Source organism: Streptomyces sp. NPDC111656, assembly GCF_055656965.1.
Genome location: NZ_JBVKCA010000003.1, coordinates 540,978 through 566,211 on the forward strand (window position 1 = coordinate 540,978; position 25,234 = coordinate 566,211).

24 protein-coding genes and 1 pseudogene are annotated in these 25,234 nt (G+C 70.4%); 5 read left to right on the top strand and 20 right to left on the bottom strand.

Features of this window, described 5'->3' with window-relative positions; genetic code table 11:
• Positions 1-22: 22 nt before the first annotated feature.
• From ispG to ACZ7M3_RS12755, 16 genes are all read right to left on the bottom strand, one after another.
• Entirely contained in the window at positions 23-1,180 is a 1,158-nt protein-coding gene (gene ispG, locus ACZ7M3_RS12680) for a flavodoxin-dependent (E)-4-hydroxy-3-methylbut-2-enyl-diphosphate synthase (protein WP_095851337.1), read from the bottom strand.
• A gap of 4 nt (positions 1,181-1,184) precedes the next feature.
• Complete coding sequence (hpnH, locus tag ACZ7M3_RS12685) at positions 1,185-2,207, bottom strand: adenosyl-hopene transferase HpnH (protein WP_261685139.1); 1,023 nt, start codon at positions 2,205-2,207, stop codon at positions 1,185-1,187.
• Positions 2,208-2,212: 5 nt separating this feature from the next.
• Complete coding sequence (locus tag ACZ7M3_RS12690; RefSeq protein ID WP_472062885.1) at positions 2,213-2,854, bottom strand: phosphorylase family protein; 642 nt, start codon at positions 2,852-2,854, stop codon at positions 2,213-2,215.
• The gene (gene shc, locus ACZ7M3_RS12695; protein WP_472062887.1) at positions 2,854-4,878 is read right to left on the bottom strand and encodes a squalene--hopene cyclase; all 2,025 of its coding nucleotides are present in this window, start codon (positions 4,876-4,878) and stop codon (positions 2,854-2,856) included. The genes ACZ7M3_RS12690 and shc overlap by 1 nt, the downstream gene beginning before the upstream one ends.
• Positions 4,879-4,989: 111 nt before the next feature.
• Positions 4,990-6,117, bottom strand: a complete 1,128-nt coding sequence (locus ACZ7M3_RS12700) for a polyprenyl synthetase family protein (protein ID WP_079064752.1) — start codon at positions 6,115-6,117, stop codon at positions 4,990-4,992.
• On the bottom strand, positions 6,117-7,532 hold the full coding sequence (gene hpnE, locus ACZ7M3_RS12705; protein WP_472062889.1) for a hydroxysqualene dehydroxylase HpnE: 1,416 nt from the start codon (positions 7,530-7,532) through the stop codon (positions 6,117-6,119). Before hpnE ends, ACZ7M3_RS12700 begins: the two co-directional genes overlap by 1 nt.
• Positions 7,529-7,669: a DUF6380 family protein gene (locus tag ACZ7M3_RS12710; protein WP_351298823.1), complete on the bottom strand. Its 141-nt coding sequence runs from the start codon at positions 7,667-7,669 to the stop codon at positions 7,529-7,531. Before ACZ7M3_RS12710 ends, hpnE begins: the two co-directional genes overlap by 4 nt.
• Entirely contained in the window at positions 7,669-8,619 is a 951-nt protein-coding gene (hpnD, locus tag ACZ7M3_RS12715; protein WP_067361282.1) for a presqualene diphosphate synthase HpnD, read from the bottom strand. The genes ACZ7M3_RS12710 and hpnD overlap by 1 nt, the downstream gene beginning before the upstream one ends.
• A complete protein-coding gene (hpnC, locus tag ACZ7M3_RS12720; protein WP_472062891.1) occupies positions 8,616-9,518 on the bottom strand; it encodes a squalene synthase HpnC in 903 nt (300 codons plus the stop codon). The genes hpnD and hpnC overlap by 4 nt, the downstream gene beginning before the upstream one ends.
• Before the next feature lie 358 nt (positions 9,519-9,876).
• Entirely contained in the window at positions 9,877-10,650 is a 774-nt protein-coding gene (locus ACZ7M3_RS12725) for an ABC transporter ATP-binding protein (RefSeq protein WP_351431203.1), read from the bottom strand.
• Complete coding sequence (locus ACZ7M3_RS12730; protein WP_472062893.1) at positions 10,643-11,572, bottom strand: ABC transporter permease; 930 nt, start codon at positions 11,570-11,572, stop codon at positions 10,643-10,645. Before ACZ7M3_RS12730 ends, ACZ7M3_RS12725 begins: the two co-directional genes overlap by 8 nt.
• Before the next feature lie 122 nt (positions 11,573-11,694).
• Positions 11,695-12,567, bottom strand: coding sequence for a glycosyltransferase family 2 protein (locus ACZ7M3_RS12735; protein WP_472063124.1), 873 nt, complete (start codon positions 12,565-12,567; stop codon positions 11,695-11,697).
• A gap of 8 nt (positions 12,568-12,575) precedes the next feature.
• Entirely contained in the window at positions 12,576-13,355 is a 780-nt protein-coding gene (locus tag ACZ7M3_RS12740) for a CDP-alcohol phosphatidyltransferase family protein (RefSeq protein WP_472062895.1), read from the bottom strand.
• Positions 13,333-14,394, bottom strand: coding sequence for an iron-containing alcohol dehydrogenase family protein (locus ACZ7M3_RS12745; protein WP_355614980.1), 1,062 nt, complete (start codon positions 14,392-14,394; stop codon positions 13,333-13,335). Before ACZ7M3_RS12745 ends, ACZ7M3_RS12740 begins: the two co-directional genes overlap by 23 nt.
• Entirely contained in the window at positions 14,382-15,134 is a 753-nt protein-coding gene (locus ACZ7M3_RS12750; RefSeq protein WP_095851348.1) for a phosphocholine cytidylyltransferase family protein, read from the bottom strand. Before ACZ7M3_RS12750 ends, ACZ7M3_RS12745 begins: the two co-directional genes overlap by 13 nt.
• Complete coding sequence (locus ACZ7M3_RS12755) at positions 15,131-16,936, bottom strand: DUF5941 domain-containing protein (protein ID WP_472063126.1); 1,806 nt, start codon at positions 16,934-16,936, stop codon at positions 15,131-15,133. The genes ACZ7M3_RS12750 and ACZ7M3_RS12755 overlap by 4 nt, the downstream gene beginning before the upstream one ends.
• Positions 16,937-17,296: 360 nt before the next feature.
• On the opposite strand from ACZ7M3_RS12755, the gene galE reads away from it, so the two are divergent.
• From galE to idi, 4 genes and pseudogenes are all read left to right on the top strand, one after another.
• Positions 17,297-18,283 (top strand): UDP-glucose 4-epimerase GalE, encoded by a 987-nt coding sequence (galE, locus tag ACZ7M3_RS12760; protein WP_472062897.1) that lies wholly within the window; start codon positions 17,297-17,299, stop codon positions 18,281-18,283.
• Positions 18,284-18,411: 128 nt separating this feature from the next.
• Positions 18,412-19,350, top strand: coding sequence for a cation diffusion facilitator family transporter (locus ACZ7M3_RS12765; protein WP_472062899.1), 939 nt, complete (start codon positions 18,412-18,414; stop codon positions 19,348-19,350).
• Positions 19,351-19,566: 216 nt separating this feature from the next.
• A pseudogene (locus ACZ7M3_RS12770) lies at positions 19,567-20,319 on the top strand (methyltransferase domain-containing protein); the annotation flags it as partial.
• Between the two features lie 373 nt (positions 20,320-20,692).
• Complete coding sequence (gene idi / locus ACZ7M3_RS12775) at positions 20,693-21,286, top strand: isopentenyl-diphosphate Delta-isomerase (RefSeq protein WP_472062901.1); 594 nt, start codon at positions 20,693-20,695, stop codon at positions 21,284-21,286.
• A gap of 40 nt (positions 21,287-21,326) precedes the next feature.
• On the opposite strand, the gene ACZ7M3_RS12780 is transcribed toward idi, so the two are convergent.
• Entirely contained in the window at positions 21,327-21,833 is a 507-nt protein-coding gene (locus tag ACZ7M3_RS12780; protein WP_351299540.1) for an ATP-binding protein, read from the bottom strand.
• A gap of 221 nt (positions 21,834-22,054) precedes the next feature.
• The gene (locus tag ACZ7M3_RS12785) at positions 22,055-22,639 is read right to left on the bottom strand and encodes an HdeD family acid-resistance protein (protein ID WP_358730835.1); all 585 of its coding nucleotides are present in this window, start codon (positions 22,637-22,639) and stop codon (positions 22,055-22,057) included.
• Positions 22,640-22,705: 66 nt separating this feature from the next.
• Between ACZ7M3_RS12785 and ACZ7M3_RS12790 the strand changes: the two genes are divergently transcribed.
• A complete protein-coding gene (locus tag ACZ7M3_RS12790; protein WP_472062903.1) occupies positions 22,706-23,494 on the top strand; it encodes an enoyl-CoA hydratase/isomerase family protein in 789 nt (262 codons plus the stop codon).
• Here ACZ7M3_RS12790 and ACZ7M3_RS12795 read toward each other — a convergent pair.
• Both ACZ7M3_RS12795 and ACZ7M3_RS12800 read right to left on the bottom strand, forming a co-directional pair.
• On the bottom strand, positions 23,484-24,119 hold the full coding sequence (locus tag ACZ7M3_RS12795; protein ID WP_472062904.1) for a DJ-1/PfpI family protein: 636 nt from the start codon (positions 24,117-24,119) through the stop codon (positions 23,484-23,486). The two genes, ACZ7M3_RS12790 and ACZ7M3_RS12795, sit on opposite strands and share 11 nt — an antisense overlap.
• Positions 24,120-24,187: 68 nt before the next feature.
• On the bottom strand, positions 24,188-25,141 hold the full coding sequence (locus ACZ7M3_RS12800) for a GlxA family transcriptional regulator (RefSeq protein ID WP_472062905.1): 954 nt from the start codon (positions 25,139-25,141) through the stop codon (positions 24,188-24,190).
• Between the last annotated feature and the right edge of the window lie 93 nt (positions 25,142-25,234).

Here is a 25,234-nt window from a genome sequence, read left to right on the forward strand (position 1 = left end):
GCCCCCTCTCGGTCCGTGCTGATCAGCTCACGGTGACGGCGGGTTCGCCGGAGGCGACGCCGTCCTTCTCCATTTGCTCGGCGATCTTCATCGCTTCCTCGATGAGGGTCTCGACGATCTTCGACTCGGGCACGGTCTTGATGACCTCGCCCTTGACGAAGATCTGCCCCTTGCCGTTGCCGGAGGCGACCCCCAGGTCCGCCTCCCGCGCCTCGCCGGGGCCGTTGACGACGCAGCCCATGACCGCGACGCGCAACGGGACCTCCATCCCCTCCAGACCGGCCGTGACCTCGTCGGCCAGCTTGTAGACGTCGACCTGGGCGCGTCCGCAGGACGGACACGAGACGATCTCCAGGCGGCGCTGCTTCAGGTTCAGCGACTCCAGGATCTGGAGGCCGACCTTGACCTCCTCGGCGGGCGGGGCGCTCAGGGAGACCCGGATGGTGTCCCCGATGCCCTCGCTGAGCAGCGCCCCGAAGGCGACGGCGGACTTGATCGTGCCCTGGAACGCCGGACCGGCCTCCGTCACACCGAGGTGCAGCGGATAGTCGCACTGGGCGGCGAGCTGCCGGTACGCGTTGACCATCACCACCGGATCGTTGTGCTTCACCGAGATCTTGATGTCCCGGAACCCGTGCTCCTCGAAGAGCGACGCCTCCCACAGCGCCGACTCGACCAGCGCCTCGGGGGTCGCCTTGCCGTACTTCTGCAGCAGCCGCCGGTCGAGCGACCCGGCGTTGACCCCGATCCGGATCGGCGTCCCGGCGTCCGCGGCGGCCCGTGCGATCTCGCGGACCTTGTCGTCGAACTGCTTGATGTTGCCCGGGTTCACCCGCACCGCCGCACACCCCGCGTCGATGGCCGCGAACACGTACTTGGGCTGGAAGTGGATGTCCGCGATCACCGGGATCTGGGACTTGCGGGCGATGGTCGCAAGCGCGTCCGCGTCGTCCTGCGTGGGGCAGGCGACGCGCACGATCTGGCAGCCGGACGCGGTGAGTTCCGCGATCTGCTGCAGGGTGGCACCGATGTCCGACGTACGCGTCGTCGTCATCGACTGCACCGAAACGGGTGCTCCGCCCCCGACCGCCACCGCTCCGACCTGGATCCGCCGCGACACACGGCGTTCGGCGATCGGTCGGACCGGCACCTCGGGGAGGCCCAAGGAAACGGCGGTCATGTCGTCACCCGCGGCTTTCCGTGAAGGTCTCGCGAGCGGCCCGGATCGACTCCTTGAGGGAGCCCATCGTGGCGAGGACGGCGGTCGGCTCGTAGCCGCAGTGCGCCATGCAGTTCGCGCACCGCTCGTCCTTGCCTCGCCCGTAGGAGTCCCAGTCGGTGTCCTCCAGGAGTTGCTTGTACGTCTGCACGTACCCGTCGCTCATCAGGTAGCAGGGCCGCTGCCAGCCGAAGAGCGAGTAGCTCGGGATCGCCCAAGCGGTGCACGGGAAGTCGACCTTGCCTTCCAGGAAGTCCAGGAAGAGCGGGCTCTGGTTGAGCCGCCAGCGGCGCCGGTTACCGCCCGAGAAGGCCTTCTTGAACAGCTCCCGGGTCTGCTGGACGCCGAGGAAGTGCTCCTGGTCGGGCGCCTTCTCGTAGGCGTAGGCGGGCGAGAGCATCATCTCGTCCACCTTCAGGTCGTCATTGAGGAAGTTGAGGACCTCGATGACGGTCTGCGGGGTGTCGGTGTTGAAGAAGGTCGAGTTGGTGGTGACCCGGAAGCCACGCCGCTTGGCCTCCTTTATGGCCGCGACCGCCTCGTCGAAGGTGCCCTCCTTGGCCACCGACTCGTCGTGCCGCTCGCGCAGCCCGTCGATGTGCACGGCCCAGGCGAAATACGGCGAGGGCTTGAACTTGTCCATCTTCTTGCGCATCAACAGCGCGTTCGTGCACAGGAAGACGAACTTCTTCTTGGCCACCAACTGCCGCACGATCTCGTCGATCTGCGGGTGCATCAGCGGTTCGCCGCCGGCGATGGACACCATCGGCGCGCCGGATTCGAGGACCGCTCCCACGGCTTGGGCAACGGGCATGCGCTGCTTGAGCACCCCCGCCGGGTGCTGGATCTTGCCGCAGCCCTCACATTTGAGGTTGCAGGCGAAGAGGGGTTCCAATTCGACCAGCAGCGCGAACTTGTCCCGCTTCCTGAGCTTCTGTTCAAACAGGTACGCAGCGACCTTCATGGACTGCCGAAGCGGCATGGCCATCTGGCTCACCTCCGGGGGAGCAACAAAGAACGGTGCCATTCAAAGAAAGCGGGAAGGGCGGCACGAAGAACACGGAAAGCTGATATTCCACCGCGTACTGTGCCGATTCGGACGAGTTCATGTTCTGGAGCGTCCACGACCACCCGTACGGCCGCAACCGGGCGCACGCCCGCTCGCACGGCGCTGTGGAGCGTGGCCGCGGATTCCATGTCGACGGCGATCGCGCCGGTCGCGAGCAGATCAGACCGCTCGTGACCTCGGACGACGTGATCGGAGCCGGTGAGTGGCCCGGTGTGGACGGTGCGCCCGGGCACGGTACGCAGTAGTTCCTTGACCAGCAGTTCGGTGCCCACGCACGGGGTGCTGCCGCGTGGGTCCCGGGTCTCCTCGGCGACCACCAGGTCACCGGGGTGCATGCCCGGGGCGAGCCCCGCGCAGAAGCCCGTGGCCAGGACGGCGGCCTCGCTGAGCGCCGGGTCGGCCAGGATCCGGGTGAGCGAACGTTCGGCGGCCTTGGGCCCCATGCCGGTGCGCAGCACGGTGACGGGCCCGTCGGCCCCGGTGCGGTCGCCGCTGCGCAGGGCGAGGTGCTCGATGCCGAGCGCGCAGGCGATCAGCAGCGGGGCCGGATCGGGCTTTGTGCTCATCAACCCCCCTTGACCTCGGCGAACGACTCGCCGTGGACGAAGCTCGGTTCACCGTGGACATAGCGGCCGAGCGCGGTGAGCGGGAAGACCTGCCGGTAGAGGTGGTAGTTGATCGAGAAGTCCCACGGGAACCCGGTGCCGGTGAAGTGCGGCTCGTCCCAGGAGCCGTCCGCCAGCTGGGTCTCCGCGAGCCAGGCGATCCCGCGTTCCACCGCCTTGGAGTCCCGTTCCCCCGCGGCCAGCAGGGCGAGCAGCGCCCAGCCGGTCTGGGAGGCGGTCGAGGCGCCGCGTCCGCTCCACTCGGCGACCTCGTGGTAGGAGCGCAGGTCCTCGCCCCAGCCGCCGTCGTCGTTCTGGACGGTTTCCAGCCAGGCGACGGCCCGGCGGATCGCCGGATGCGAGGCGGGCAGTCCGGCGGCCACGAGCGCCGGGAGCACCGACCCCGTTCCGTAGACGTAGTTGACGCCCCAGCGCCCGAACCACGAGCCGTCCGGCTCCTGGTGGGCGAGCAGCCACTCGATGCCCCGGCGGGTGCGCGGGTCGTGCGAGAACCCCTCGACCGCGAGCATCTCCACCACATGGGCGGTGACGTCGGCGGACGGCGGGTCGATGACCTCCCCGAAGTCGCAGAACGGGAGCCGGTTGGGGAAGGCGCTGGTGTTGTCGACGTCGAAGGCGCCCCAGCCGCCGTCCTTGGACTGCATACCGAGGTTCCAGCGCACCCCGCGCCCGATGGCGTGCTCGACGCGCTCCGGGTCGTGGTGGCGGACGCGGCGCAGCGCGAGGGCGACCTCGGCGGTGTCGTCGATGTCGGGGTAGTTGTCGTTGTGGAACTCGAAGGCCCAACCCCCGGGCGGAAGGTGGGGCCGCTTCACCGCCCAGTCCCCGGGCCGCACGATCTCCTCGCCGAGCATCCAGTCCGCGGCCTTGACCAGCTGCGGATGGTCGGCGGGCAGGCCCGCGTCGGCGAGCGCGATGGTGGCGAGGCAGGTGTCCCAGACCGGCGACTGACAGGCCTCGATCATCCGGGCGCCGTCCTCGCGCCAGACGGCGAACCGGTCCAGCGACGCCAACCCCTCACGCATCACGGGGTGTTGGAGGTCGTAGCCGAGCAGGTGCAGCGCGATGACCGAGTACACCGCGGGTGGCTGGATGCCACCCCAGCAGCCGTCGTTCTCCTGCCGTTCGATGATCCAGCGCGCCGCCGTGTTCATCGCGGCCCGGCGCAGCCTGCGCGGGACGACCTTGCGGTACTGGTGCAGGGCCTTGTCGAGACGCTGGAAGGCCCCGTCCCAACTCGCCACGCGAGCGAGGGGTTTGACCGGGTTGGGGTGGTCGGCGTCGGTGTGCAGCTCGTCGAGCGGGAACGGCGCGGGCCGCACCGGGCGCTTCGCCGAGACGATGGTCAGCGGCACGATCGTCTGCCGCGCCCAGCAGCCGAAGTCGTAGATGTTGAGCGGCATCCACTTCGGGAAGTAGATGAGTTCCGGCGGGAGTTCGGGCAGGTCGTCCCACTTCCACCAGCCGAACAGGGCGAGCCAGATCCGGGTGAAGACGCGGGCCGAGGCGATGCCGCCCCGCTCGCGGATCCAGGCGGCCGCCCTCGCCATGTGCGGCTCGTCCGGGCCGTCCCCGGCCAGCCGCAGGGCGACGTACGCCTCGATGGTGGTGGAGAGTTCGCCGGGGCCGCCGTAGAAGGTGGCCCAGGTGCCGTCCTCGCGCTGCTCGCCGCGGATGAACAGTCCGGCGGCGCGCGTGGTCGTCTCGTCGCGGATTCCCAGGAACTGACGGAGGAGCAGGTCCTCGGCGTCCATCGTGACGTTCGTCTCGAGGTCGCCCTTCCACCAGCCCTCCGCGTCCTGCCGTGAGAGCAGGAAATCGGTGGCGCGCTGTATGGCGTGCGTGGCGACGTCTCGGGTCTCGACTGTCCCGGCCGCCACGGGAGTCGTCTCTGGGTGGATTTCGCTGGCCGCGGCAGCGCGGGGCGGCAGTGCCCCGGTGCTTCCGTCGGTCGTCGCTGTCATGGCTTCCCCTTCGTGCAGTGGTACGACTCTGCTGGGTCCGCCGTCGGCCGGTGCGTGTGTCCTCCGCGGCACCGGCCGGCGACTACGCGAGGTTTATTCGACCGATAGTGATCATCTCTTCCGTACGACGACGAAGTCGGCGAGCGCCACGAGCTGGGCCCGCACCTGGTCGGGCATCTCCACGGCGTCCAGGGCTTCGATGGCGATGGTGTGCTGGCGGCGCGCCTCCTGGGCGGTCCACTCGCGGCCGCCCGCCTCCTCGATGAGCGCAGCGCGCACGGCGAACTCCTCCTCGGAGAAGTTCTCGAAGTCGCTGGCCTTGGCGTCCTCGGCGAGCAGTTCACCGAGCCGCTCGGAGGCGGGCCCGCCCGCGGCGAGCGCCGCCACGACCGGCAGGGACTTCTTGCGCTGGCGCAGATCGCTCCAGGTCTGCTTGCCGGTGGCCTCCGGGTCGCCCCAGATGCCGAGGAGGTCGTCGACGGCCTGGAAGGCCAGGCCGAGGTGGTAGCCGTACTTCTCCAGCGTGTCCGCGGTGCGGTCGTCCGCGCCGCCGAGGACCGCGCCGATGGAGCAGGCGCAGGCGAGCAGGGCGCCCGTCTTGTTGCCCTCCATCTCCAGGCACTCCTCGACGCTGACGCGGTCGCGGTGCTCGTAGGAGATGTCCTGGGCCTGGCCGTCGATGAGGGCGCGGGTGGCGCTGGTCAGCCGGCGGGTGGCGCGGCCGGCCTCGACGGTGCCGAGTTCGAGGAGGATCTCGTTGGCCAGCGCGAACAGGGCGTCGCCGACGAGGATCGCCTGGGCGGGGCCGTGCACCTTCCAGACGGTGTCGCGGTGGCGGCGCTGTTCGTCGCCGTCCATCAGGTCGTCGTGCAGCAGGGAGAAGTTGTGCACCAGCTCGACCGCGACCGCGCCGGGCACGCCGACCTCGGGGGCGGCACCGGCGGCCTGCGCGGAGAGCACGGCCAGCGCGGGGCGTACGGCCTTGCCGCCGTCGCCGTCCGCGGGATTGCCCTGGGCGTCGATCCAGCCGAAGTGGTAGGCGGCGACGGTGTCCATGGGTGACGCCAGGCGGTCGACGGCCGCCTTCAGCACCGGTGTGGCCAGGGTCCGGCCGCGCTCCAGGAGCGCGGTCACGTCCACCGCGTCGGCAGCCTTGTCGGCCGGGGGCACAGTGGGCACAGTCTCTCCTCTTGTTGCGGTACCGGGGGTGCGGGGGTCTGCCGCGCGCTCGTCGAGCATCAGGCCGCCTCCTCGAACGCGAGGAGGTGGTCGCGGGGCCGGCCCAGGGCGCCCAGTGCGGCTCGCGCCGCACCGGCGCCGCTGCGGACCGCACTCTCCATGGTCGCGGGCCACCCGGTGGCGGTCCACGCGCCGGCCAGATACAGGCCGGGAGCTCTGGTGCGAGCGCCCGGCCGCAGCCGCCCGACGCCTGGGGTGGGGGCGAACGTCGCGGTGCGCTCTCTGGTCACGAAGAAGTCCTTCACCTCCGCGCCGCGCGCGGCGGGCAGCAGGCGCTCCAGCTCCGGAAGATAGCGCTCGCGCAGCACGGCGACGGGTTCGTCGATCTCGTCCTGGGCGGCCGACTGCGACAGGGCGAGGTACTGCCCATCTCCCAGTCCGGACGCGTCGGTGCGGTCGAAGACCCACTGCACCGGGGAGCCGAGGGCGGCGAAGAACGGTCGCGCGAGCACCTTCCGGTCGTAGACGACATGGACGTTGAGGATCGGCGCGGTGCCGATCTCCAGCAGCCGTTCGGGGGCGTCGAGCGCTCCCTCGGGCAGCAGATCGTGCGCCTCACGCTGGGGTACGGCGAGGACGACGGTGTCGGCGTCGAACGTCTCACCGGGAACCTGAACGCTCCAACGCCCGTTCTCGTTAAGGGAGATGGAGGTGACGCGTGTACGGACTTCGGTACGCACGCCCGCGGAGTCGAGCGCCTTGCGGGCCAGCGTGTCGTGCAGTTCGCCCAGCGGGACGCGCGCCCAGCCGATGTCGGCCGCGCCCGGGTCGGACAGCAGACCGGTCTTGAACACCATCGCGGCGAGCCCGAGCGAGGAGTCGCCGGCCACCGCGTTGAGGGTGGCGACCCCCACCAGGTCCCACAGTGCCTCGACGGCACGCTCCGACTGACCGTGTGCGGCGAGCCATTGGCCGAAGTTCTGGTCGTCGAGGGCCGGATCGTCGAGATCGAGCGCTTTGAGCGCCAGTGCGGCACGGCCGACCTTGGCGCGCTCGGCGAGCGACAGATGCGGATAGGTCGCCAGGCTGCGCGCGAGATGCAGAGGTACGGGCAGCGCGCTGCGGCCGATTCTGCCGAGCCGCCGCCCGGGTTTCGCCTCGGCGTCGAGAACGGGCACGTCGAGACGATCCTGCAGGGGCGCGAGCGAGGCCCCGTCGACGCGGTCGAGGAACCAGCGGTAGGCGGTGCAGCAGCGCAGATACACGTGCTGTCCGTTGTCCACGGTGAGTTCGCCGCGCTGGAAGGAGAAGGCGAGCCCGCCGAGCCGCGGCCGGCCTTCGAGCAGGGTGACACGCACCCCGGCGTCGGCCAGTGCGAGCGCGGCGGTGATTCCGGCCAGCCCGCCGCCGACCACTACGGCGTCGGCCCCTTCCGGGCGGCCCGAGGCCCCCGTGGGCTGCGTGTCCTCGCTCATCGTGCACCCTCCCCAGCGGCCGTGCCGCGGTGATTGAACGGTGCACGGCAGGCCATCGCAGTCAGGGACGCCGCCCGGCGCCGGAGGGTTGCGTGCCGCTTTTCGCCGGTGGAATCACCTTGGCCCATATTGTCCATCAGGTACGCCTCCTGACGGTACGCCGGGAGACGTGCCGGGCGTCCAGACCGGAGAGGCCGCGCACGGCGACGTACGCCTTCTCGCGCCCCGGCAGCGAGACGCGGCCGCGCAGCACGGCCTCCGGCTCCCGCTCGATGCGGTCGAGGAGCCGCCGGTAGATGCCGGCCATGGCCGCGACACAGGCGCCGCTGCGCCGGTCGAGCATGGGCAGCAGCCGGTAGCCCTCGGCGAAAAGGGTGCGGGCCCGTCGCACTTCGAAGTGGACGAGGCCCGCGAAGTCGGAGCCCTCGGGCGGGGTCGGGCCGTTGAACCCGGCCGAGCAGCCGAACTTCGCGAGGTCGTCGGCGGGCAGATAGGTGCGACCGCCGGCGGCGTCCTCCCGTACGTCCCGCAGGATGTTGGTGAGCTGGAGCGCGAGCCCGAGCGTGTCCGCATACTCCGGCGCGCGCTCGGCGCCGCGCGCCCCCGGTTCCGTACCGAACACGCCGAGCGAGAGCCGCCCGATCGCCCCGGCCACGCACCGGCAGTACACCTTCAGGTCGTCCCAGGTCTCGTACGTCTCACCGCGTACGTCCATCAGGACGCCGTCGATGAGTTCGTCGAGGCCACCCAGCGGCACCGGGAAGTACGCGGCGGTGTGACTGAGGGCGACCGCGACCGGGTCGGTGTCGTCCTCGTCGACCCGGCCCTCGCGGACCCGGGCGAGCAGAGCCCGGGTGTCCTCGAGCCGCGCCGCCTTCACGTCCGTTGCCAGCGCGCCGTCGCCGATGTCGTCGACACGCCGTGAGAACGCGTAGAGCGCCGACATCGCACGACGCTTGGGCGTCGGCAGAAGTCTGATGCCATAGGCGAAATTACGAGCCTGCTGACCGGTCACTGCCTCGCAGTAGCTGTAAGCGGCGAGTACCGGTGCGGACACGTGTTGTTCCGACTCCACGGTCCGGATCACCCCTCTCCTCGCAGAGTCACTCCCACCTCGCGCAGCAACTGGAGCTTGCCGGGCTTGGGCGGGCCGGGAAGTACGTCGTATTCGGCGGCGGCGATCGCGCGGATCGCCGCCCTTCCCCCTGCCACGAACCCCGCGAGCAGCAGCTTCAACCTGCCGTGGACGCTACCCACGAGGGGGGTGCCTTCATTCAGGAGGTGGAGCGCGCGTTCTGATTCGTAGGCAACCAGCGCGCGCACCGATGCGCCCGCTGTGGCCGTGGCGAGGTCCGCCTCCTGGACATGGAAGCGCTTCATGTCCTCGGCCGGCAGGTAGATGCGGTCGCGGCCGAGGTCCTCGGCGACGTCCTGGAGGTGCTCGACGATCTGCAGCGCCGTGCACACCGCGTCCGAGTGGCGGATCCGCTCGGGCGTGGAGGTGCCGGTGACGGACAGCACCAGGCGGCCGACGGGATTGGCGGACAGCTCGCAGTAGGCCACGAGGTCGTCATAGGTCTCGTAGCGCTTGATCAGCTGGTCCTGGCGGTTGGCCGCGATCAGCCCGAGGAAGGGTTCGGGGGTGAGGTCCGCGCGGCGGACCGTGGGCTGCAGGCGGCGCAGCAGCGGGTGGTGCGGCGTCGAGTCGAACACGCGGTGCAGGTCGGCCTCGAAGGCGTCCAGGAGGACGAGACGGTCCTCGGCCTCTTCGGGCGACACGCCGAGCAGCCTGGCGTCCGCGCCGCCCGGGGCGAGGTCGCCGTCACCGATGTCGTCGACGAGGCGCGCGAAGCCGTAGACGGCCATCAGATCGTCGCGCCAGGCCTGGGGCAGGAAGAAGGGTGCCACGGGGAAGTTCTCGCCCGCGGCCTTGTCGAGCGTTCCGCGCTCCGTCTCACCCGTGCGCGCCGTACCGGCTTGGGTCACCGCTCGCCGCCCGGCGCGGGGACGGCACACGCGTCGCGGAGCTGGAGAGTTTCCGTAGCCATTGCCGTCACATCTCCCGTTCTACACTGCCGACCCAATAGTGCCCTTTTCGGACACGCCGCCCGGGACTCCGCTCGGCGCGCCGGTGCCGGGTGTCGCGCAGTATCGCCCCACTTGCCGCGATTCAGCACCGGTACAGCTTACGTTGTACAACGCAGCAAGGTTCGTCGGGGTGTCCTGCACATCACAACAACACACCGATTGGTGTCAAGATTCCTAAGGCCAGCAGGAGTTGGCGTTTCCTTTGCAGACGCAGGGCCCCGCCGAATCGTTGCGGCGGGGCCCTGCGTACTACGAGCTACTTGCCCGTGAACTTCTCGTACTCCTTGAGGACCTCTTCGGTCGGACCGTCCATCCGCAGCTCACCGCGCTCCAGCCAGAGCACGCGGTCGCAGGTGTCGCGGATCGACTTGTTGTTGTGGCTGACCAGAAACACCGTGCCCGCGCTCTTGCGCAGCTCGCGGATCCGCTGCTCGGAGCGCTTCTGGAAGGAGCGGTCTCCGGTGGCGAGGGCCTCGTCGATCATGAGGACGTCGTGGTCCTTGGCGGCCGCGATGGAGAAGCGCAGCCGCGCCGCCATGCCGGAGGAGTAGGTGCGCATCGGCAGGGTGATGAAGTCGCCCTTCTCGTTGATGCCCGAGAAGTCGACGATCTCCTGGTAGCGCTCCCTGATCTGCTCGCGGGACATGCCCATGGCGAGCCCGCCCAATATGACGTTGCGTTCGCCCGTGAGGTCGTTCATCAGGGCCGCGTTCACGCCGAGCAGCGAGGGCTGACCGTCGGTGTAGACCTTGCCCTTCTCGGCGGGCAGCAGACCGGCGATGGCACGCAGGAGCGTGGACTTGCCGGAGCCGTTGGAGCCGATCAGGCCGATGGCCTCGCCGCGGTAGGCCGTGAAGGAGACGCCCCTGACGGCGTGCACCTTGCGTACGCCCCGCTCCTCGCCGCGCTTGATGATGCGGCTGAGGGCGGCGGTGGCGCTGCCCTTGCCGGTCTTGGCGCCGTTCACGCGGTAGACGATGTGCAGCTCGTCCGCGATCACGGTCGGGATGTGGGATGTCTGCTCAGCCACGGCCGTACCTCTCTTCCGCCTTCCAGAAGTACACGAACCCGCCGGCGGCGACGACCACGGCCCAGAAGGTGGCGATGGCCCACACATGGGGCGGCAGGTTCGAGGCGCCGTAGCCGTCGATGAGGGCGAAGCGCATCAGGTCCATGTAGATCGCGGCCGGGTTCACCTGGAGCGCGCGGATGAACCACTCGGGCCGTCCGACGAGCATGTTGCTGATGGAGAACATGACGCCCGAGGTGTACATCCAGGTCCGCAGGATGAACGGCATCAGCTGGGCGAGGTCCGGCGTCTTGGCGCCCATGCGCGCCACGATCAGCGCGAGGCCGGTGTTGAAGAGGAACTGCAGCACCAGCACCGGGACGATCAGCAGCCAGGACAGACCCGGCACGCTGCCGAAACCGATCACCACGACGAACAGCACGATCATCGAGAACAGCAGCTGCTGGAGCTGCTGAAGCGCGAAGGAGATGGGCAGCGAGGCGCGCGGGAAGTGCAGCGCGCGCACCAGCCCCAGGTTGCCCGAGATCGCACGGACGCCCGCCATGATCGAGCTCTGCGTGAACGTGAAGACGAACACACCGGTCACGAGGAACGGGATGTAGGTGTCGTGCGACATGCCTCGGCTGGCCTTGAGGATCACGCCGAAGATGAAGTAGTACACGGCCGCGTTCAGCAGTGGCGTCGCCACCTGCCACAGCTGACCGAGCTTGGCCTGGCTGTACTGCGCGGTGAGTTTCGCCTGCGAGAAGGCGAGGATGAAGTGCCGCCGCCCCCACAGCTGACGCACGTACTCGACGAGTCCGGGCCGGGCGCCGCTCACCGCGAGCCCGTACTTGTCGGCCAGGTCGGCCGCGGAGAGCCCGTCATCGGGGGACGGACGGTCGCTCACCGCGACAACTCCGTCATGCGTTGTCTCACTCACAAATGGAAACTTTCGTCTTCATGATGCGCACGGCCTGGTCGGGTAGGGGCTGAGAGCACGGGACACCGGAGTACGGCGAACGTGCTCCCCGGAACGAGCTTGTCAGACGGCGTAGCCGCTTGTCAGATGACAGGAGGACGACCGAGGCGGGTCAGCCGCCACACCGTACGCCACTTCATGGGACGCCGGGGTCCGCAGGAACTGGTCCAGCCCTCCTTGAAACCGCCGAACCACGCCTTCAGGGCAGGTCCCGAGGGACGGCGGGCCAGGGTCAGGAGCATCCAGACGCCGAGGTAGACGGGGACGAGCGGTGCGGGAAGGTTTCGGCGCGCGAGCCAGACGCGGTTGCGGGCCACCATGCGGTGGTAGACCGCGTGCCGGGAAGGGGCGGTCGTGGGGTGGTACAACACCATGTCGGACCGGTAGTCGATCATCCAGCCCGCGTCGAGGGCCCGCCACGCCAGGTCGGTTTCCTCGTGGGCGTAGAAGAACTCGTCCGGAAGTCCGCCGACCTCGGCGAAGACCTTCGTACGGACCGCGTTGGCGCCACCGAGGAAGGTGGTCACGCGCGACGAGCGCATCGGGTCGGAGGCGCGCAGCCGCGGTACGTGGCGGCGCTGGGTCTCCTTGGTCTCGGGGTCCGCGATCCGGAAGCTGATGATGCCGAGCTCGGGGTCGGCGGCGAAGGCCAGGCGGCACAGCTCGGCGGTGTCGTGGGTGGCGAGGAGGCCGTCGTCGTCGAGGAAGAGCAGGACGTCGACGTCCGTGCCACCAGGGCCGAAGGCCTCGATGCCCACGTTGCGGCCGCCCGGTATGCCAAGGTTCTCCGGCAGCTCTACGGTGCGTACGCCGTCGGGGACGTCCGGGACGGGCGAGCCGTTGCCGACCACGACCGCCTCGACCCGGTCGCCGTCCTGCTTGGCGACGGAGTCCAGCAGGGCTCGGAGCTCGTCGGGGCGGTTGCCCATGGTGATGATGACCGCGCCGACCTTCATCGCCGTACTCACTTCAGCCTGCTGGAGGCGAGGATGGACACGAGGTGCAGCACGGTCTGGAGGATGGCGATGCCGGCCAGGACCGCGACGCCGAGGCGGCTGAAGAACAGGTCTCCGCGCACCGAGTCCACGACGGCCAGCACCAGGATCAGCAGGGACGCCTCGATCCCGAGCACCAGCCGGTGGAACTTCAGCGCGGCGGCGGCCCTGCGGGCCAGCGCCATGCCGGACGAGCGCGGCTCGGACGCCGACTCCTTGACCGGCGGCAGGCCGCCCTGGTGGCGGGCGACACCGACGAGGTCGGTCTCGGCCTTGATCAGGATCGCGCCGAGCGCCGCCAGGGTGCCGAGGAAGGCCCAGAGCCAGTCGATCCGTCCGGAACCCCACGGATCGGCGGCGCGCAGGCCGAAGCCCACGAGCACCGCGGCGTCGGTCAGATAGGCACCGACCCGGTCCAGGTAGACCCCGCCGAGCGAGAACTGCTTCTTCCAGCGCGCCACCTCACCGTCGACACAGTCGAGCAGCAGGTAGAGCTGGACCATGATCACGCCGAGCACGGCGCCCGGGATCCCCGGCACCAGCAGGGCCGGGGCGGCGAGCACGCCGAAGACAGTCATCAGGTACGTGAGCTGGTTGGGCGTGATCCTGGTGTTCACCAGGTAGCGGTCGCAGCGCAGCGAGATCTCTCGCATGTACAGGCGTCCCGCCCAATGCTCACCGCTGCGCCGGTCCTTCACCCCTGCGGGATGAACGACGGGGCGGAGTTCAGCTACTGATGGCCTTGGCATAGTCGGAGTAGATGTCCTTGATCTGGTTGGTTTTCAGGTCGAGGTGTTCGAGGATCGTGTACCGGCCCGGCCGGGTCTGCGGAGCGAACTCCACGACCTGTACGAACTCGTCCACGGTGAACCCGATCTCCTCGGGCAGCACCGGCAGCCCGTGCCGGTGCAGCACCTCGGCCATGTACGCCGACTCCTCGTGCGCCCCCCGCAGGTACATCGCGAAGGCCGCGCCCAGACCGCACTGCTCGCCGTGGCTGGCCGCGCGCTTGGGGAAGAGGAGGTCGAAGGCGTGGTTGATCTCGTGGCAGGCGCCCGACGAGGGCCGTGAGTCGCCCGACACCGACATGGCAATCCCGCTGAGGACCAGTGCCTCGGCGAGCACCTGGAGGAAGTCGTTGTCGCCGATGCCGCCGGGGTGGCGCAGTACGGCCTCTCCGGCCTGGCGTGCCATCGCGGCCGCGAGACCGTCGATCTTCTCGCCGTTGACGCGATTGGCCAGCTCCCAGTCCGCGATCGCGGAGACGTTGGAGACGGCGTCGCCGATGCCGGAGCGCACGAACCGCACGGGGGCGTCCCGGATCACATCGAGGTCGATGACGACCGCGATCGGGTTCGGCACACCGTAGGAGCCGCGGCCCGCGTCGTTGTCGAGGGTCGCGACGGGCGAGCACAGGCCGTCGTGCGCGAGGTTGGTGGGCACGGCGACCAGCGGGAGGCCGACGCGCGCCGCGGCGAACTTCGCGCAGTCGATGATCTTGCCGCCGCCCAGGCCCACGACCGCGTCGTAGTGGCCGGCCTTGATGGCACCGGCCAGTCGGATCGCGTCGTCGAGGGTGCCGCCGCCGACCTCGTACCAGGTGGCGTCGGGCAGGGCCGGGGCGATCCGCTCGCGCAGCTTCGCGCCGGAGCCGTTGCTCACCGCGACGGCGAGCTTCCCGGAGTGCGAGATCCGCTGGTCGGAGAGCACGCTCGCCAGGTCGTCCAGGGCACCCGGGCGGATGTCGACGACGACCGGCGAAGGGATGAGCCTTGTCAGTACTGGCACGCGATCTCCCGTCCCTTGGCGAGGTCGTCGTGGTTGTCGATCTCGACCCACTTGACGTCACCGATCGGCGCCACGTCGATCTTGAAGCCGCGGTTGACGAGCTCCTGGTAACCGTGCTCGTAGAACTGCTGCGGGTCCGTCTCCCACACCGTCTTCAGGGCGTCGGCCAGGTCGGCGGCGGCGTCGCCCTCGATGAGGGTGACGCCGATGTACTCGCCGGTGGCCTCGGTGGGCTCCATCAGCTTGGTGATCTTCCGGACGCCCTTGTCGGGGTCGACGACGACCTTCATCTCCTCGTCGGCGAGCTTCTTCACCGTGTCGAGGGCGAGGATGATCCGCTTGCCGTCGCCGCGGGCGGCCAGCAGCGTCTTCTCGACGGAGACCGGGTGCACGGTGTCGCCGTTGGCGAGGATCACACCGTCCTTGAGGGCGTCACGGCCGCACCACAGGGAGTAGGCGTTGTTCCACTCCTCGGCCTTGTCGTTGTCGATGAGGGTGATCTTGAGGCCGTACTTGGCCTCCAGGGCGTCCTTGCGGTCGTACACGGCTTCCTTGCGGTAGCCGACGATGATCCCGACCTCGGTCAGACCGATCTCGGCGAAGTTGCCGAGGGTCAGGTCCAGGACCGTGATGCTGTCCTCCATGCCCTCGGGTCCCACCGGCACGAGAGCCTTTGGGAGGCTGTCGGTGTAGGGACGCAGACGCCGTCCGGCGCCGGCCGCCAGCACGAGGCCGATCATGCGGGTTCTCCTTCATCGTGTACGGCGGGGGCCCCGGAGGACACCCAGAAGCGGATGCTCTCCACGAGCACCAGCAGCGCCACGGCCACGGCGAGCACCGTGAGCGCGACCTTGAACTGTGCGGCGGTGAGCAGCACGGCCAGGACGGTGACCAGCAACGTCCTGCCTTCGTGCCCGCCGATCGCCCGCACCAGCCAGTGCGGGGGGGCTCCGGCGTTGCCGCGGATGCGGTACACCGTGTCGTAGTGATGGTAGGCGACGGCGGCCACCAGGCCGAAAGCCGCAGGAAGTGCTCCGTTCACATCGGCTTTGGCCGCCAGTACCAGAACGGTGAGGTATTCGGCGGCGCGGAAGAAGGGGGGCACCAGCCAGTCGAGGGGGCCCTTGAGAGGGCGCGCGACCGCGCGGCCCGCGCAGGCCGCGTAGACGAGGGCGCCGACGATCATCTGCCAGTTCCCGAACTGCCGGAACGACACGTCGACCAGCAGGATCACGGTGCCCAGTGCGGCCCAAAGCGGCGCGGAATAAGCGCGGACCCTCGCCCTGCGGACCGGTCCCGAGGCCACGGCCTCGGCGATGGGGCCCGAGTCGGCGAGGTCCGCCAGCGCCTGCGCCGCGCGGTCGGTCCGCCGCGCCTTGCGGGTCAGCGAGCGCAGTACCCGGCCCGCCGTGGTGTACGTCGCGGCGAACGCGCAGCCGACGAGCAGCGCGTAGAAGGTGATGCGGGGGGTCGTCAACGCCGTGAGGACGGCGATCATCGCCCATCGTTCGCCGATGGGGAGCACTATCATCCGGCGCACCCAGACCGTCCAGCCGACGCTGTCGAGCTTGTCCGAGAGGGCGGCGGTGGGGCTGGTGTTGGCGGTGGCGTCGTGGTTCGCCTCATTGAAGGAGAAGTCCACGACGTGCCGGCAGGTCTGGAGGATCATCGCGCCGAGCGCCAGGGCCCATACGTCGTCGCCGCCGCGGGCGGCTCCGAGGGCGAGGCCCGCGTAGTAGGCGTACTCCTTGGCGCGGTCGAAGGTCGCGTCCAGCCAGGCGCCGAGCGTCGAGTACTGGAGCGAGTAGCGGGCGAGCTGCCCGTCCGTGCAGTCCAGGACGAAGGAGAACAGGAGCAGCAGCCCGGCCGCGACGAATCCGGCGCGGCTGCCGGTGGCGGCGCAGCCCGCGGCGATCAGCGCGGTGAGCAGGGAAGCGGTGGTGACCTGGTTCGGGGTCAGGCCGCGACGGGCGCACCAGCGGGCGATGTAGCGCGAGTACGGGCTGATGCAGTACGTGGTGAAGAAGCCGTCGCGGGCCTTGACCGCGCTGCGCAGGCGCACGGCCTCGTCGTCCACGGCGGAGACGGCCTGCCGGGCCTCGTTGCGCTCCTGCGGGTCGGTGGGGACCACGGCGACGAGCGTGCCGAGCTCGGGGCGGACCACGGCGACGCCGTCCGCGTCGAGGGCCGCGGTGAGGCGCTCGGCGAGGTTGTCGGTGGCGACGGCGAGGCCGCCGGAGGCGGAGCTCTCACGGGCCACGGCACGGGCCAGCGCCCGGCGGGCCTCGGGCTGTACCGATACGGCGCCGGGCAGTGCGGAGGCCGCGAACCGTGGGTCCGTGAGGCCGAGGCGCAGTGCGTGCGGGTGCCCCACGAAGCGGGCGTCGACGACGGCGACCCGCTGGTCCGCCGGTACGGCGGCCAGCAGTGTCTCGGCGTCACCGGCTTCGCCGGCGAGCCGCACGTCGAAGCCGAGCGACCGCAGATCGCTCTCGAGCGACGATCCGGGGACCGGCTGGCCGGTGAGGATGGCGGTCGACAGCGAACTCACTCCCTGGGTGCCGACGCGGCCTCGCGCCGGGCGTGTACGTGGTGGGAAGGCCCCGGCCCCAGGCCCGAGGGGGCTCAGGCCGCTGGGCGGCATGTCGGCAGAGGCTATCGGATGATGAGAAGCAGGCGTTCACCGCCCGTTCACTGCGCGATCAACCACATCTGCGTAGCGCCTCCGCCGCGATCATCATCCGTGATCCGGGGGTCCCGCCACAAACCCGCACTCGCAGAACGCACTATTCACGTCATTGATCACGACTCCCTTCCAGACCGTCCCGTAGCGGGGCAGGGCGGTCGGATCGGTGGCCGGCCGTGGCGCCACCGGCCGCGGACCGACATAGGGTGATCGTCCATGACATGGCTGATCACAGGCGGGGCCGGATACATCGGGGCACACGTGGCGCGGGCGATGGCGGAGGCCGGGGAGTGCGTCGTCGCCCTCGACGACCTCTCGGCCGGGGTTCCGAACCGGCTTCCGGAGAGCATCCCGCTGGTGCAGGGCTCGTCGCTGGACGGGGACCTGCTCAAGCGGGTCCTCGCGGAGCACGCGGTGACGGGTGTGGTGCATCTCGCCGCGCGCAAGCAGGTCGGCGAGTCCGTGGCCCAGCCGACGCGCTACTACCAGGAGAACGTGGGCGGGCTCGCGACGCTCCTGGAGGCCGTCGCCGGGGCCGGCGTCAAGCGCTTCGTCTTCTCCTCGTCCGCCGCCGTCTACGGCAACCCGGATGTGGACCTCATCACGGAGGACACCCCCTGTGCGCCGATGAGCCCGTACGGCGAGACGAAGCTCGCCGGGGAGTGGCTGGTCCGCGCGGCGGGCCGGGCCCACGGCATCGCGACCGTGTGCCTGCGCTACTTCAACGTGGCGGGTGCGGCCACGCCCGAGCTGGCCGACACCGGCGTGTTCAACGTGATCCCGATGGTCTTCGACCGCCTCACCCGCGACGAGGCCCCGCGGATCTTCGGCGACGACTACCCGACGGCGGACGGCACCTGCGTCCGTGACTACATCCACGTCGCCGACCTCGCCGAGGCACACCTCGCGGCGGCCCGGCGGCTGGCCGGCGGCGCGAGCGGCGACCTCACGGCGAACATCGGCCGCGGCGAAGGGGTCTCGGTACGTGCACTGCTCACGCTGATCGGCGAGGTCAGCGGGGACACCCGGCGACCGGTCGTCGAGCCGCGCCGGCCCGGGGACGCGCCGCGCGCGGTCGCCTCGGCAGAGCTGGCCGCGCGGGAACTCGACTGGAGCGCGCGGCGCGGGGTCCGGGAGATGGTGGAGTCGGCGTGGCAGGGATGGGTGCTGCATCACCCCCGGGCACTGGATCAACGATCTTGACCATGCTCCGACCTGCGGATCGTTTCCGCAGGTCAGAGCATATGACAACGGTGTTCAGTGCCGCGTTGCCCGATACCCCCCACCCGTAGTTCACTGTGATCCCGGGCAGAGCACAGGAGGCGGCTTCCATGGGGGCTGGACACGATCACGGGCACGCCCATGGCGCGCCCGCCACCGGCACGGCGGCAGCCGCGTACCGCGGGAGGCTGCGGGTCGCGCTGTCGATCACGCTCACCGTGATGGTGGTCGAGATCGTCGGCGGTCTCATGGCCGATTCCCTCGCGCTCGTGGCCGACGCGGCGCACATGGCGACGGACGCGGTGGGGCTGGGCATGGCGCTCCTCGCGATCCACTTCGCCAACCGGCCACCCAGCGGCAACCGCACGTTCGGCTACGCGCGGGCCGAGATCCTCGCCGCGCTCGCCAACTGTCTGCTGCTGCTCGGTGTCGGCGGCTACGTCCTGTATGAGGCGATCCACCGCTTCGTGACACCCGCGGACACCGAGGGCGGTCTGACCATCGTCTTCGGTCTGATCGGTCTGGTCGCGAACACGATCTCGCTCACGCTGCTGCTGCGCGGCCAGAAGGACAGCCTGAACGTGCGCGGCGCCTTTCTGGAGGTGGTCGCGGACGCGCTGGGTTCGGTGGCTGTGATCATCTCCGCCGCGGTCATCATGACCACCGGCTGGCAGGCGGCCGACCCGATCGCCTCGATCCTCATCAGCATCATGATCGTCCCGCGCACCTGGAAGCTGCTCCACGAGACGCTCGACGTGCTCTTGGAGGCGGCGCCCAGGAACGTCGACATGGCGGAGGTGCGCGCCCACATCCTGGCCCTGTCCGGCGTCGAGGACGTGCACGACCTGCACGCCTGGACCATCACGTCGGGCATGCCGGTCCTCTCCGCCCATGTGGTCGTCAGCTCCGAGGTCCTGAACGCCATCGGCCACGAGAAGATGCTCCACGAACTCCAGGGCTGTCTGGGCCACCACTTCGACGTGGAGCACTGCACCTTCCAGCTGGAACCGAGCGGGCACGCGGAGCACGAGGCGAGGCTCTGCCACTGACAGGCTCCTGATCCAGCGGGCTCTCAATTCGCGGGTGCGGCCGGCGGCTCCGGTGCTAACGTGACCGCCGATCCGAGGAAGAGGTGGGTTGATGACTGTCGAGTCCGGTGCCGCTGCGCGCGGCCACAGGTGCGTCCCCATCCTCCGGGTCCACGGCTGACCCACGCCGAGCGGCGTGCGCGGCGGCCCGGGCCCCGCATCCAAAGGTTTCCCACGTTGTCCGAGCATCACGACTCTTCCGACCGCGACGCCCGCCACAAGGCCTTCTTCACCCTGCGCCACCGACTGCCCCGGCAGAGCCCCGGCTCCGACGCCACCACCCGTCACCTGCTCTCACTCGCGGGCCCGCTGCCCGCCCGTCCCCGCGTGCTCGACCTGGGCTGTGGCCCCGGCCGCTCGGCGCTGCTCCTGGCCGCCGAGGCCGCGGCCGAGGTGACGGCAGTCGACCTGCACGAACCGTTCCTCGACGAACTGCGGACGGCCGCCGAGGCCCGAGGTCTCAGCGCCTCGATCGACACCGTCCACGGGGACATGGGAGATCTCACCCACCCCGACGGCTCGTTCGACCTGGTCTGGGCCGAGGGCTCGGCCTATCTGATCGGTTTCGACACCGCCCTGCGCCACTGGCGGCGACTGCTCGCCCCCGGCGGCACGCTGGTCCTCACCCACTGTGTGTGGACCACCGACACGCCGTCCGACCAGGCTCGCGCGTTCTGGGAGGACGACTCGTTGCGCACGACCGACCAGGACACCCGGGTCGCACGCGACGCCGGGTACTCCGTACTGGGGGTGTACCGCCAGCCGGAGTCCGACTGGGACGAGTACTACGACGCGCTCGGCGTCCACGCCGACGTGGCCGATGTCACCCGGCCCGGCATGGCCTGGGCGGTGGCGGGCGCCCGGGCGGAGATCGCCATGCGCCGCGAGCACGGGAGGGAGTACGGCTACGTGGGCTATGTCCTGCGTCCGGTCACCGTCGGCGCCTGACGCGTCCCGTCCGCCCGGTGCCCGCGTCGGTGCCTGCGTCCGTCACCGTACGGCGGGTGCGCCGCGCACCGCGGTGAACCGGCCTCGGACTACGGCATCCGGCCCGGGTTCGGCGGGCCGGACGAGCATCGGCTCCGGGGGCCGGGCGAACATCTGATGGCCCCTGTCCTGGACGGTTCCCCGTCCGTGGCACCGGGCACGATCAAGTGTCCGGCCGCTTTCGGTGACCGACGGACGTCGGCCGCGTGTCCCGCTCCGGGCTCCCGGAGCGGGACATGCGGGGAGCCGCGAAGTGCCGGGAGTGCCGGTTTCGTACGGCAGACTTGGGGCTCGAAGACCGATGCGAAGGATGGGTATGCCGATCACACCTGCCACCGCGACGCACAGTTCGTCGAACGGCACCGTTGAAGCGATCTTGCTCGAGTTGGTCGACGAGGACGGCAACACGATCGGCACGGCGGAGAAGCTCGCCGCCCATCAGCCACCGGGACAGCTGCACCGAGCCTTCTCCGTGTTCCTCTTCGACGAGCACGGCAGGCTGCTGCTCCAGCAGCGCGCCCTGGGCAAGTACCACTCCCCCGGTGTCTGGTCCAACACCTGCTGCGGCCACCCCTACCCCGCCGAGGCGCCCTTCGCGGCGGCGGCCCGACGGACGTACGAGGAGCTCGGCGTCTCGCCCTCGCTGCTCGCGGAGGCGGGCACGGTCCGCTACAACCACCCGGACCCGGAGTCGGGCCTGGTGGAGCAGGAGTACAACCACCTCTTCGTCGGCATGGTGCAGTCGTCGCTGCACGCCGATCCGGAGGAGGTCGGGGACACCGCGTTCGTGACCGCCGCCGAGCTCATGGAGCGGCACGCGAAGGACCCCTTCTCGGCGTGGTTCATGACGGTCCTGGACGCGGCCCGTCCGGCGATCAGGGAGCTGACGGGCCCGTCCGCCGGCTGGTGACGGACCCGTCCTCGCGAAAACTCCCCGAGAGCGCCAAGCCCTAGATGATGCTCGCAGTGAGCGGCAGGGCGGCCCAGATCACCTTGCCGCCACTCGCCGTGTGCTCGACGTCGCACACCCCGCCCGACTCCCTGGCGACCTCCCGCACCAGCAGCAGCCCCCGGCCGCCGGTCTGGCCGTGGTCGGCCTCCAGGGCGGTGGGACGGTAGGGGTGGTTGTCCTCCACCGAGACCCGCACCCACTCGGCTCCCACGGCCACCTCCACGGCGAGCATCGGGGACAGCAGTGCCGCGTGCCGCACCGCGTTCGTGACCAGTTCGGAGACGATCAGCAAAAGCCCGTGGACGAGGTCGTCCGAGACGGGCACTTGTTGACGGAAGAGCAGGTCACGAACGGCGTGTCGTGCCTGCGGAACCGAGGCGTCGATGGCGGGAGCGGTGAACCGCCACACCCCCTCGTACGGCAGCGGACCCGGCGGTCTCCGATCGGGAGCCACATCCCCGGCGCCTTCAGGGCGGGAGTCGAACCCCCGCCCGTGGTTCTCCATCGTCCGGTCGCCACCCTTGCGCTCGATTGTCACCACACGTCGAGTGTTGGTAACGCGCTGGTCCGGACCGCATCCCTGACCAGAAGTCAGCGACTATCGACGGCTTCTGACCGTTGACGCATGACATGGTCGGCCGCGCGACCACTCCTGTCCGCGTGGTGTCTACTTCGAGAACTATTCGGGTTGTACGGGTTGGGCGCCGGGCTCGCCCGTTTCGTCCGTCACCGGTCGCGTCCCGAGACCAGATGCACGATGCGCCGCCCGCCGAAGCCGGTGGCGATCAGGCCCAGCCCGTCGAAGAGCAGCGCGAGCGAGAAGAAGCAGCCGATGACGTACTTGCTGCTGCTCGGCCAGTTGTTCAGCACCAGGATGCCGAGGAGCAGGTCGAAGGCGCCCTGCAGGAGGGTCCAGCCGAACTGCGCACCCCGCACCACGAGGCTGCCGACCACCCGGAACACCCCGCCGGTCAGGAACAGCAGGGCCGCGAACATGGTGAGCGCCTCGGCCGCCGCGTCCGGGCGGCGGATCACCACCACTCCGGCCGCGATGTTCAGGGCCGCGACCACCACCCCGAGCCAGAAGAAGTTGGTGCCGCGGGCCTGAACGGCGTGCAGCAGTCCGACCGCGCCGCCGATCAGCAGCAGCCAGCCGAACAGGATCATCGAGGTCAGGGTCGCCACGCCGGTGTAGACGAGCCCGACGAGCCCCGCGAGCACCAGGATCACGCCGAACGCGGCGGTCCAGCTGAAGCCGCGGGTCAGTTTCGTGGTCGCGTCGCTCGGCGCCCTGTCCTTGGTTCCGGCCATCAGCGCCTCCTCGCGCCCGACCCCTTCTTGATCGTACGTTCGAGGGTTGCGGATAGCATCCGGCGTATGGAGCCGCAGCTGCTGCACAGCGTGGGCGACGGGGTCGCCACCGTCGTCATTCACCACCCGGCCAAGCTCAACGCCATGACGGCCGACATGTGGCGGGCGCTGCCGCCCCTGCTCGACGGGCTCGCCGCCGACCCGGACGTCCGCGTCCTCGTGCTCACCGGCGAGGGCGGCACCTTCTGCGCGGGGGCCGACATCTCGACGCTGCGGGGCTCCTCGGACGAGGCGCAGGGGCTCGCCGTGAACGCCGAGGAGGCGCTCGCCGCGTTCCCCAAGCCGACGCTCGCGGCGATCCGCGGGTACTGCGTCGGCGGCGGGTCCCAGCTCGCGGCGGCCTGCGATCTGCGGTTCGCGGAGGAGGGTGCTCGGTTCGGAGTGACGCCGGCGAAGCTGGGGATCGTCTACGCGGCCTCGGCCACCCGGCGGCTGGTGTCGCTGGTGGGTCCGGCGACCGCCAAGTACCTGCTGTTCTCCGGCGAGCTGATCGACACCGAACGGGCGCTGCGCACGGGTCTGGTCGACGAGGTGCTGCCGGAGGGCGAACTCGACAAGCGGGTCGGGGAGTTCACCCGCGTCCTGGCCGCGCGGTCGTTGCTGACGCAGGCGTCCGCCAAGGAATTCGCCCATGGGCGGACCGACCGGGACGCGTACTGGGCCGAGCAGGCGCGCGGGAGCGACGACACCGCGGAGGGCGTCGCCGCGTTCCTGGAACGCCGGCCGCCGCGCTTCACCTGGACCACGCCGGCGTCCACCACGACCGCCGAGTCGTCCACCGCGACTACTCCATGATGAAGCGGCTCTTCGCCCGGAACTCCGCCACGAGATGTGCGGGAGCCTTCTGGGGGGACCCGGCGTCGTAGGGCGGCTGCGGGTCGTACTCCGTCAGCAGCTGTACGGCCTGGGCGTGTTCGTCGCCCGCGATCCGCCCGAGCAGGGCGAGCCCCATGTCGATGCCGGACGACACGCCGGCCGCGGTCACGTACTTCCCGTCGAACACCACCCGCTCTCCGGTCGGCTCGGCACCGAACCGCTCGAGGTGGTCGAGGGCCAGCCAGTGCGAGGTGGCCCGGCGGCCCTCGAGCAGCCCTGCGGCGGCCAGCAGCAGGGAGCCGGTGCACACGGAGGTCGTCCAGGTGCTCGTGGCGTCGGCGGCGCGCAGCCAGTCCAGCAGGACCCGGTTGTCCATCTGCGGGGTCTGGCCCGGTCCGCCGGGAACCACGACGATGTCCGGGTGCGGCACCTCGGCCAGGGTCTTGTCGGCGGTCAGGGCCAGATTGCCGCTCTCGTTGCGGACGGGACCGGTCTCCTCGGCGACGAAGACGGTCTCCGCGTCGGGCAGGCGGCCGAGGGTCTCGTAGGGTCCCACGGCGTCCAGGGCGGTGAAGCGGTCGAAGAGGACGATGGCGATCTGCATCGGGTTCCTTTCCACGGTTGGGTGGGGCAGGCACGGCAGGTACGGGCTGGTCGACGGGTGGGGGCCGGTCACCCGGTGGGGGCGGGGCGGAAGCGGCGCCGGTACTCCACCGGTGCCGTGCCGAGCGTCTTCACGAAGGCACGGCGCATCGCCTCGGGGGTGCCGTAGCCGCAGGCGCGGGAGATCTCCTCGACTCCGTCGGCGGTGTCCTCCAGGAGGCGCCGGGCGTGTTCGAGGCGGACACGGTCGACGTACCGGCCCGGGGTCATGCCCGTCTCGGTCTGGAAGGCGCGGGCGAAGTGCCGCGGCGAGAGCCGGGCGCGGACGGCGAGCGACTCGACGGACAGGTCGTCGCCGGGGTGCTCGGTGATCCACTGCTGGACCTCGCGGAGCGGTTCGCGCCGCGCCGTCTGCGCGGCCAGCTGGGCGCTGAACTGGGCCTGGTTGCCCGGGCGCCGCAGGAAGACGACGAGGTGGCGGGCAACCGTCAGGGCGGCCTCCCGGCCGAGGTCCTCCTCCACGAGCGCGAGGGCGAGGTCGATGCCGGAGGTGACGCCGGCCGAGGTGGACACCTGTCCGTCCCGCACGTAGATGGGGTCGGGGTCGACCTCGATGGCCGGATGGTCGCGGGCGAGCTTGTCGCAGTACGCCCAGTGGGTCGTCGCGCGGCGGCCGTCCAGGAGGCCCGCCTCGGCGAGCGGGATGGCGCCCGTGCAGACGGAGACCAGGCGCTCGGCGCGCGGCCCGTGCGCGCGCAGCCAGTCGGTCAGCCGGGGGTCGGGGCGCCGGGTGCCCTGGCCGCCCGGGACCAGCAGGGTGTGCGGGGCGGGCGCGTCGGCAAGGGTGTGGTCCGGGACGAGGGTGAGGCCGCTGGTGGTACGCACGGGTGCGCCGTCCAGGGAGGCGGTGTGGATGCGGTAGGAGCCGCCGCGGAAGGCCTCGGCGCCCGCGAAGACCTCCACGGGGCCCGTGACGTCGAGGCTCTGCACATCGTCGAAGAGGACGACCAGGACGGTTCGCATGGTCTCGATTCTTGGCGTGCGGGGTGATGGCCGCAACGACGAGTACCCCACCTTTCCTGCCATCGCTCCTCTCGTCTTCCCTGCGTACCGACC

Coding starts and splice junctions, on each gene's coding strand:
- galE (WP_472062897.1), top strand. CDS start 17,297: ATGACATGGCTGATCACAGGCGGGGCCGGATACATCGGGGCACACGTG.
- ACZ7M3_RS12750 (WP_095851348.1), bottom strand. CDS start 15,134: ATGATCGGCCTCGTGCTGGCGGCCGGCGCCGGACGGCGTCTGCGTCCC.
- ACZ7M3_RS12795 (WP_472062904.1), bottom strand. CDS start 24,119: ATGCAGATCGCCATCGTCCTCTTCGACCGCTTCACCGCCCTGGACGCC.
- hpnH (WP_261685139.1), bottom strand. CDS start 2,207: ATGGCCATGCCGCTTCGGCAGTCCATGAAGGTCGCTGCGTACCTGTTT.
- ispG (WP_095851337.1), bottom strand. CDS start 1,180: ATGACCGCCGTTTCCTTGGGCCTCCCCGAGGTGCCGGTCCGACCGATC.
- ACZ7M3_RS12700 (WP_079064752.1), bottom strand. CDS start 6,117: ATGCTCGACGAGCGCGCGGCAGACCCCCGCACCCCCGGTACCGCAACA.
- ACZ7M3_RS12690 (WP_472062885.1), bottom strand. CDS start 2,854: ATGAGCACAAAGCCCGATCCGGCCCCGCTGCTGATCGCCTGCGCGCTC.
- hpnE (WP_472062889.1), bottom strand. CDS start 7,532: ATGAGCGAGGACACGCAGCCCACGGGGGCCTCGGGCCGCCCGGAAGGG.
- ACZ7M3_RS12710 (WP_351298823.1), bottom strand. CDS start 7,669: ATGGACAATATGGGCCAAGGTGATTCCACCGGCGAAAAGCGGCACGCA.
- shc (WP_472062887.1), bottom strand. CDS start 4,878: ATGACAGCGACGACCGACGGAAGCACCGGGGCACTGCCGCCCCGCGCT.
- ACZ7M3_RS12790 (WP_472062903.1), top strand. CDS start 22,706: ATGGAGCCGCAGCTGCTGCACAGCGTGGGCGACGGGGTCGCCACCGTC.
- ACZ7M3_RS12740 (WP_472062895.1), bottom strand. CDS start 13,355: ATGCCAAGGCCATCAGTAGCTGAACTCCGCCCCGTCGTTCATCCCGCA.
- ACZ7M3_RS12735 (WP_472063124.1), bottom strand. CDS start 12,567: ATGAAGGTCGGCGCGGTCATCATCACCATGGGCAACCGCCCCGACGAG.
- ACZ7M3_RS12785 (WP_358730835.1), bottom strand. CDS start 22,639: ATGGCCGGAACCAAGGACAGGGCGCCGAGCGACGCGACCACGAAACTG.
- idi (WP_472062901.1), top strand. CDS start 20,693: ATGCCGATCACACCTGCCACCGCGACGCACAGTTCGTCGAACGGCACC.
- ACZ7M3_RS12800 (WP_472062905.1), bottom strand. CDS start 25,141: ATGCGAACCGTCCTGGTCGTCCTCTTCGACGATGTGCAGAGCCTCGAC.
- ACZ7M3_RS12780 (WP_351299540.1), bottom strand. CDS start 21,833: ATGGAGAACCACGGGCGGGGGTTCGACTCCCGCCCTGAAGGCGCCGGG.
- ACZ7M3_RS12765 (WP_472062899.1), top strand. CDS start 18,412: ATGGGGGCTGGACACGATCACGGGCACGCCCATGGCGCGCCCGCCACC.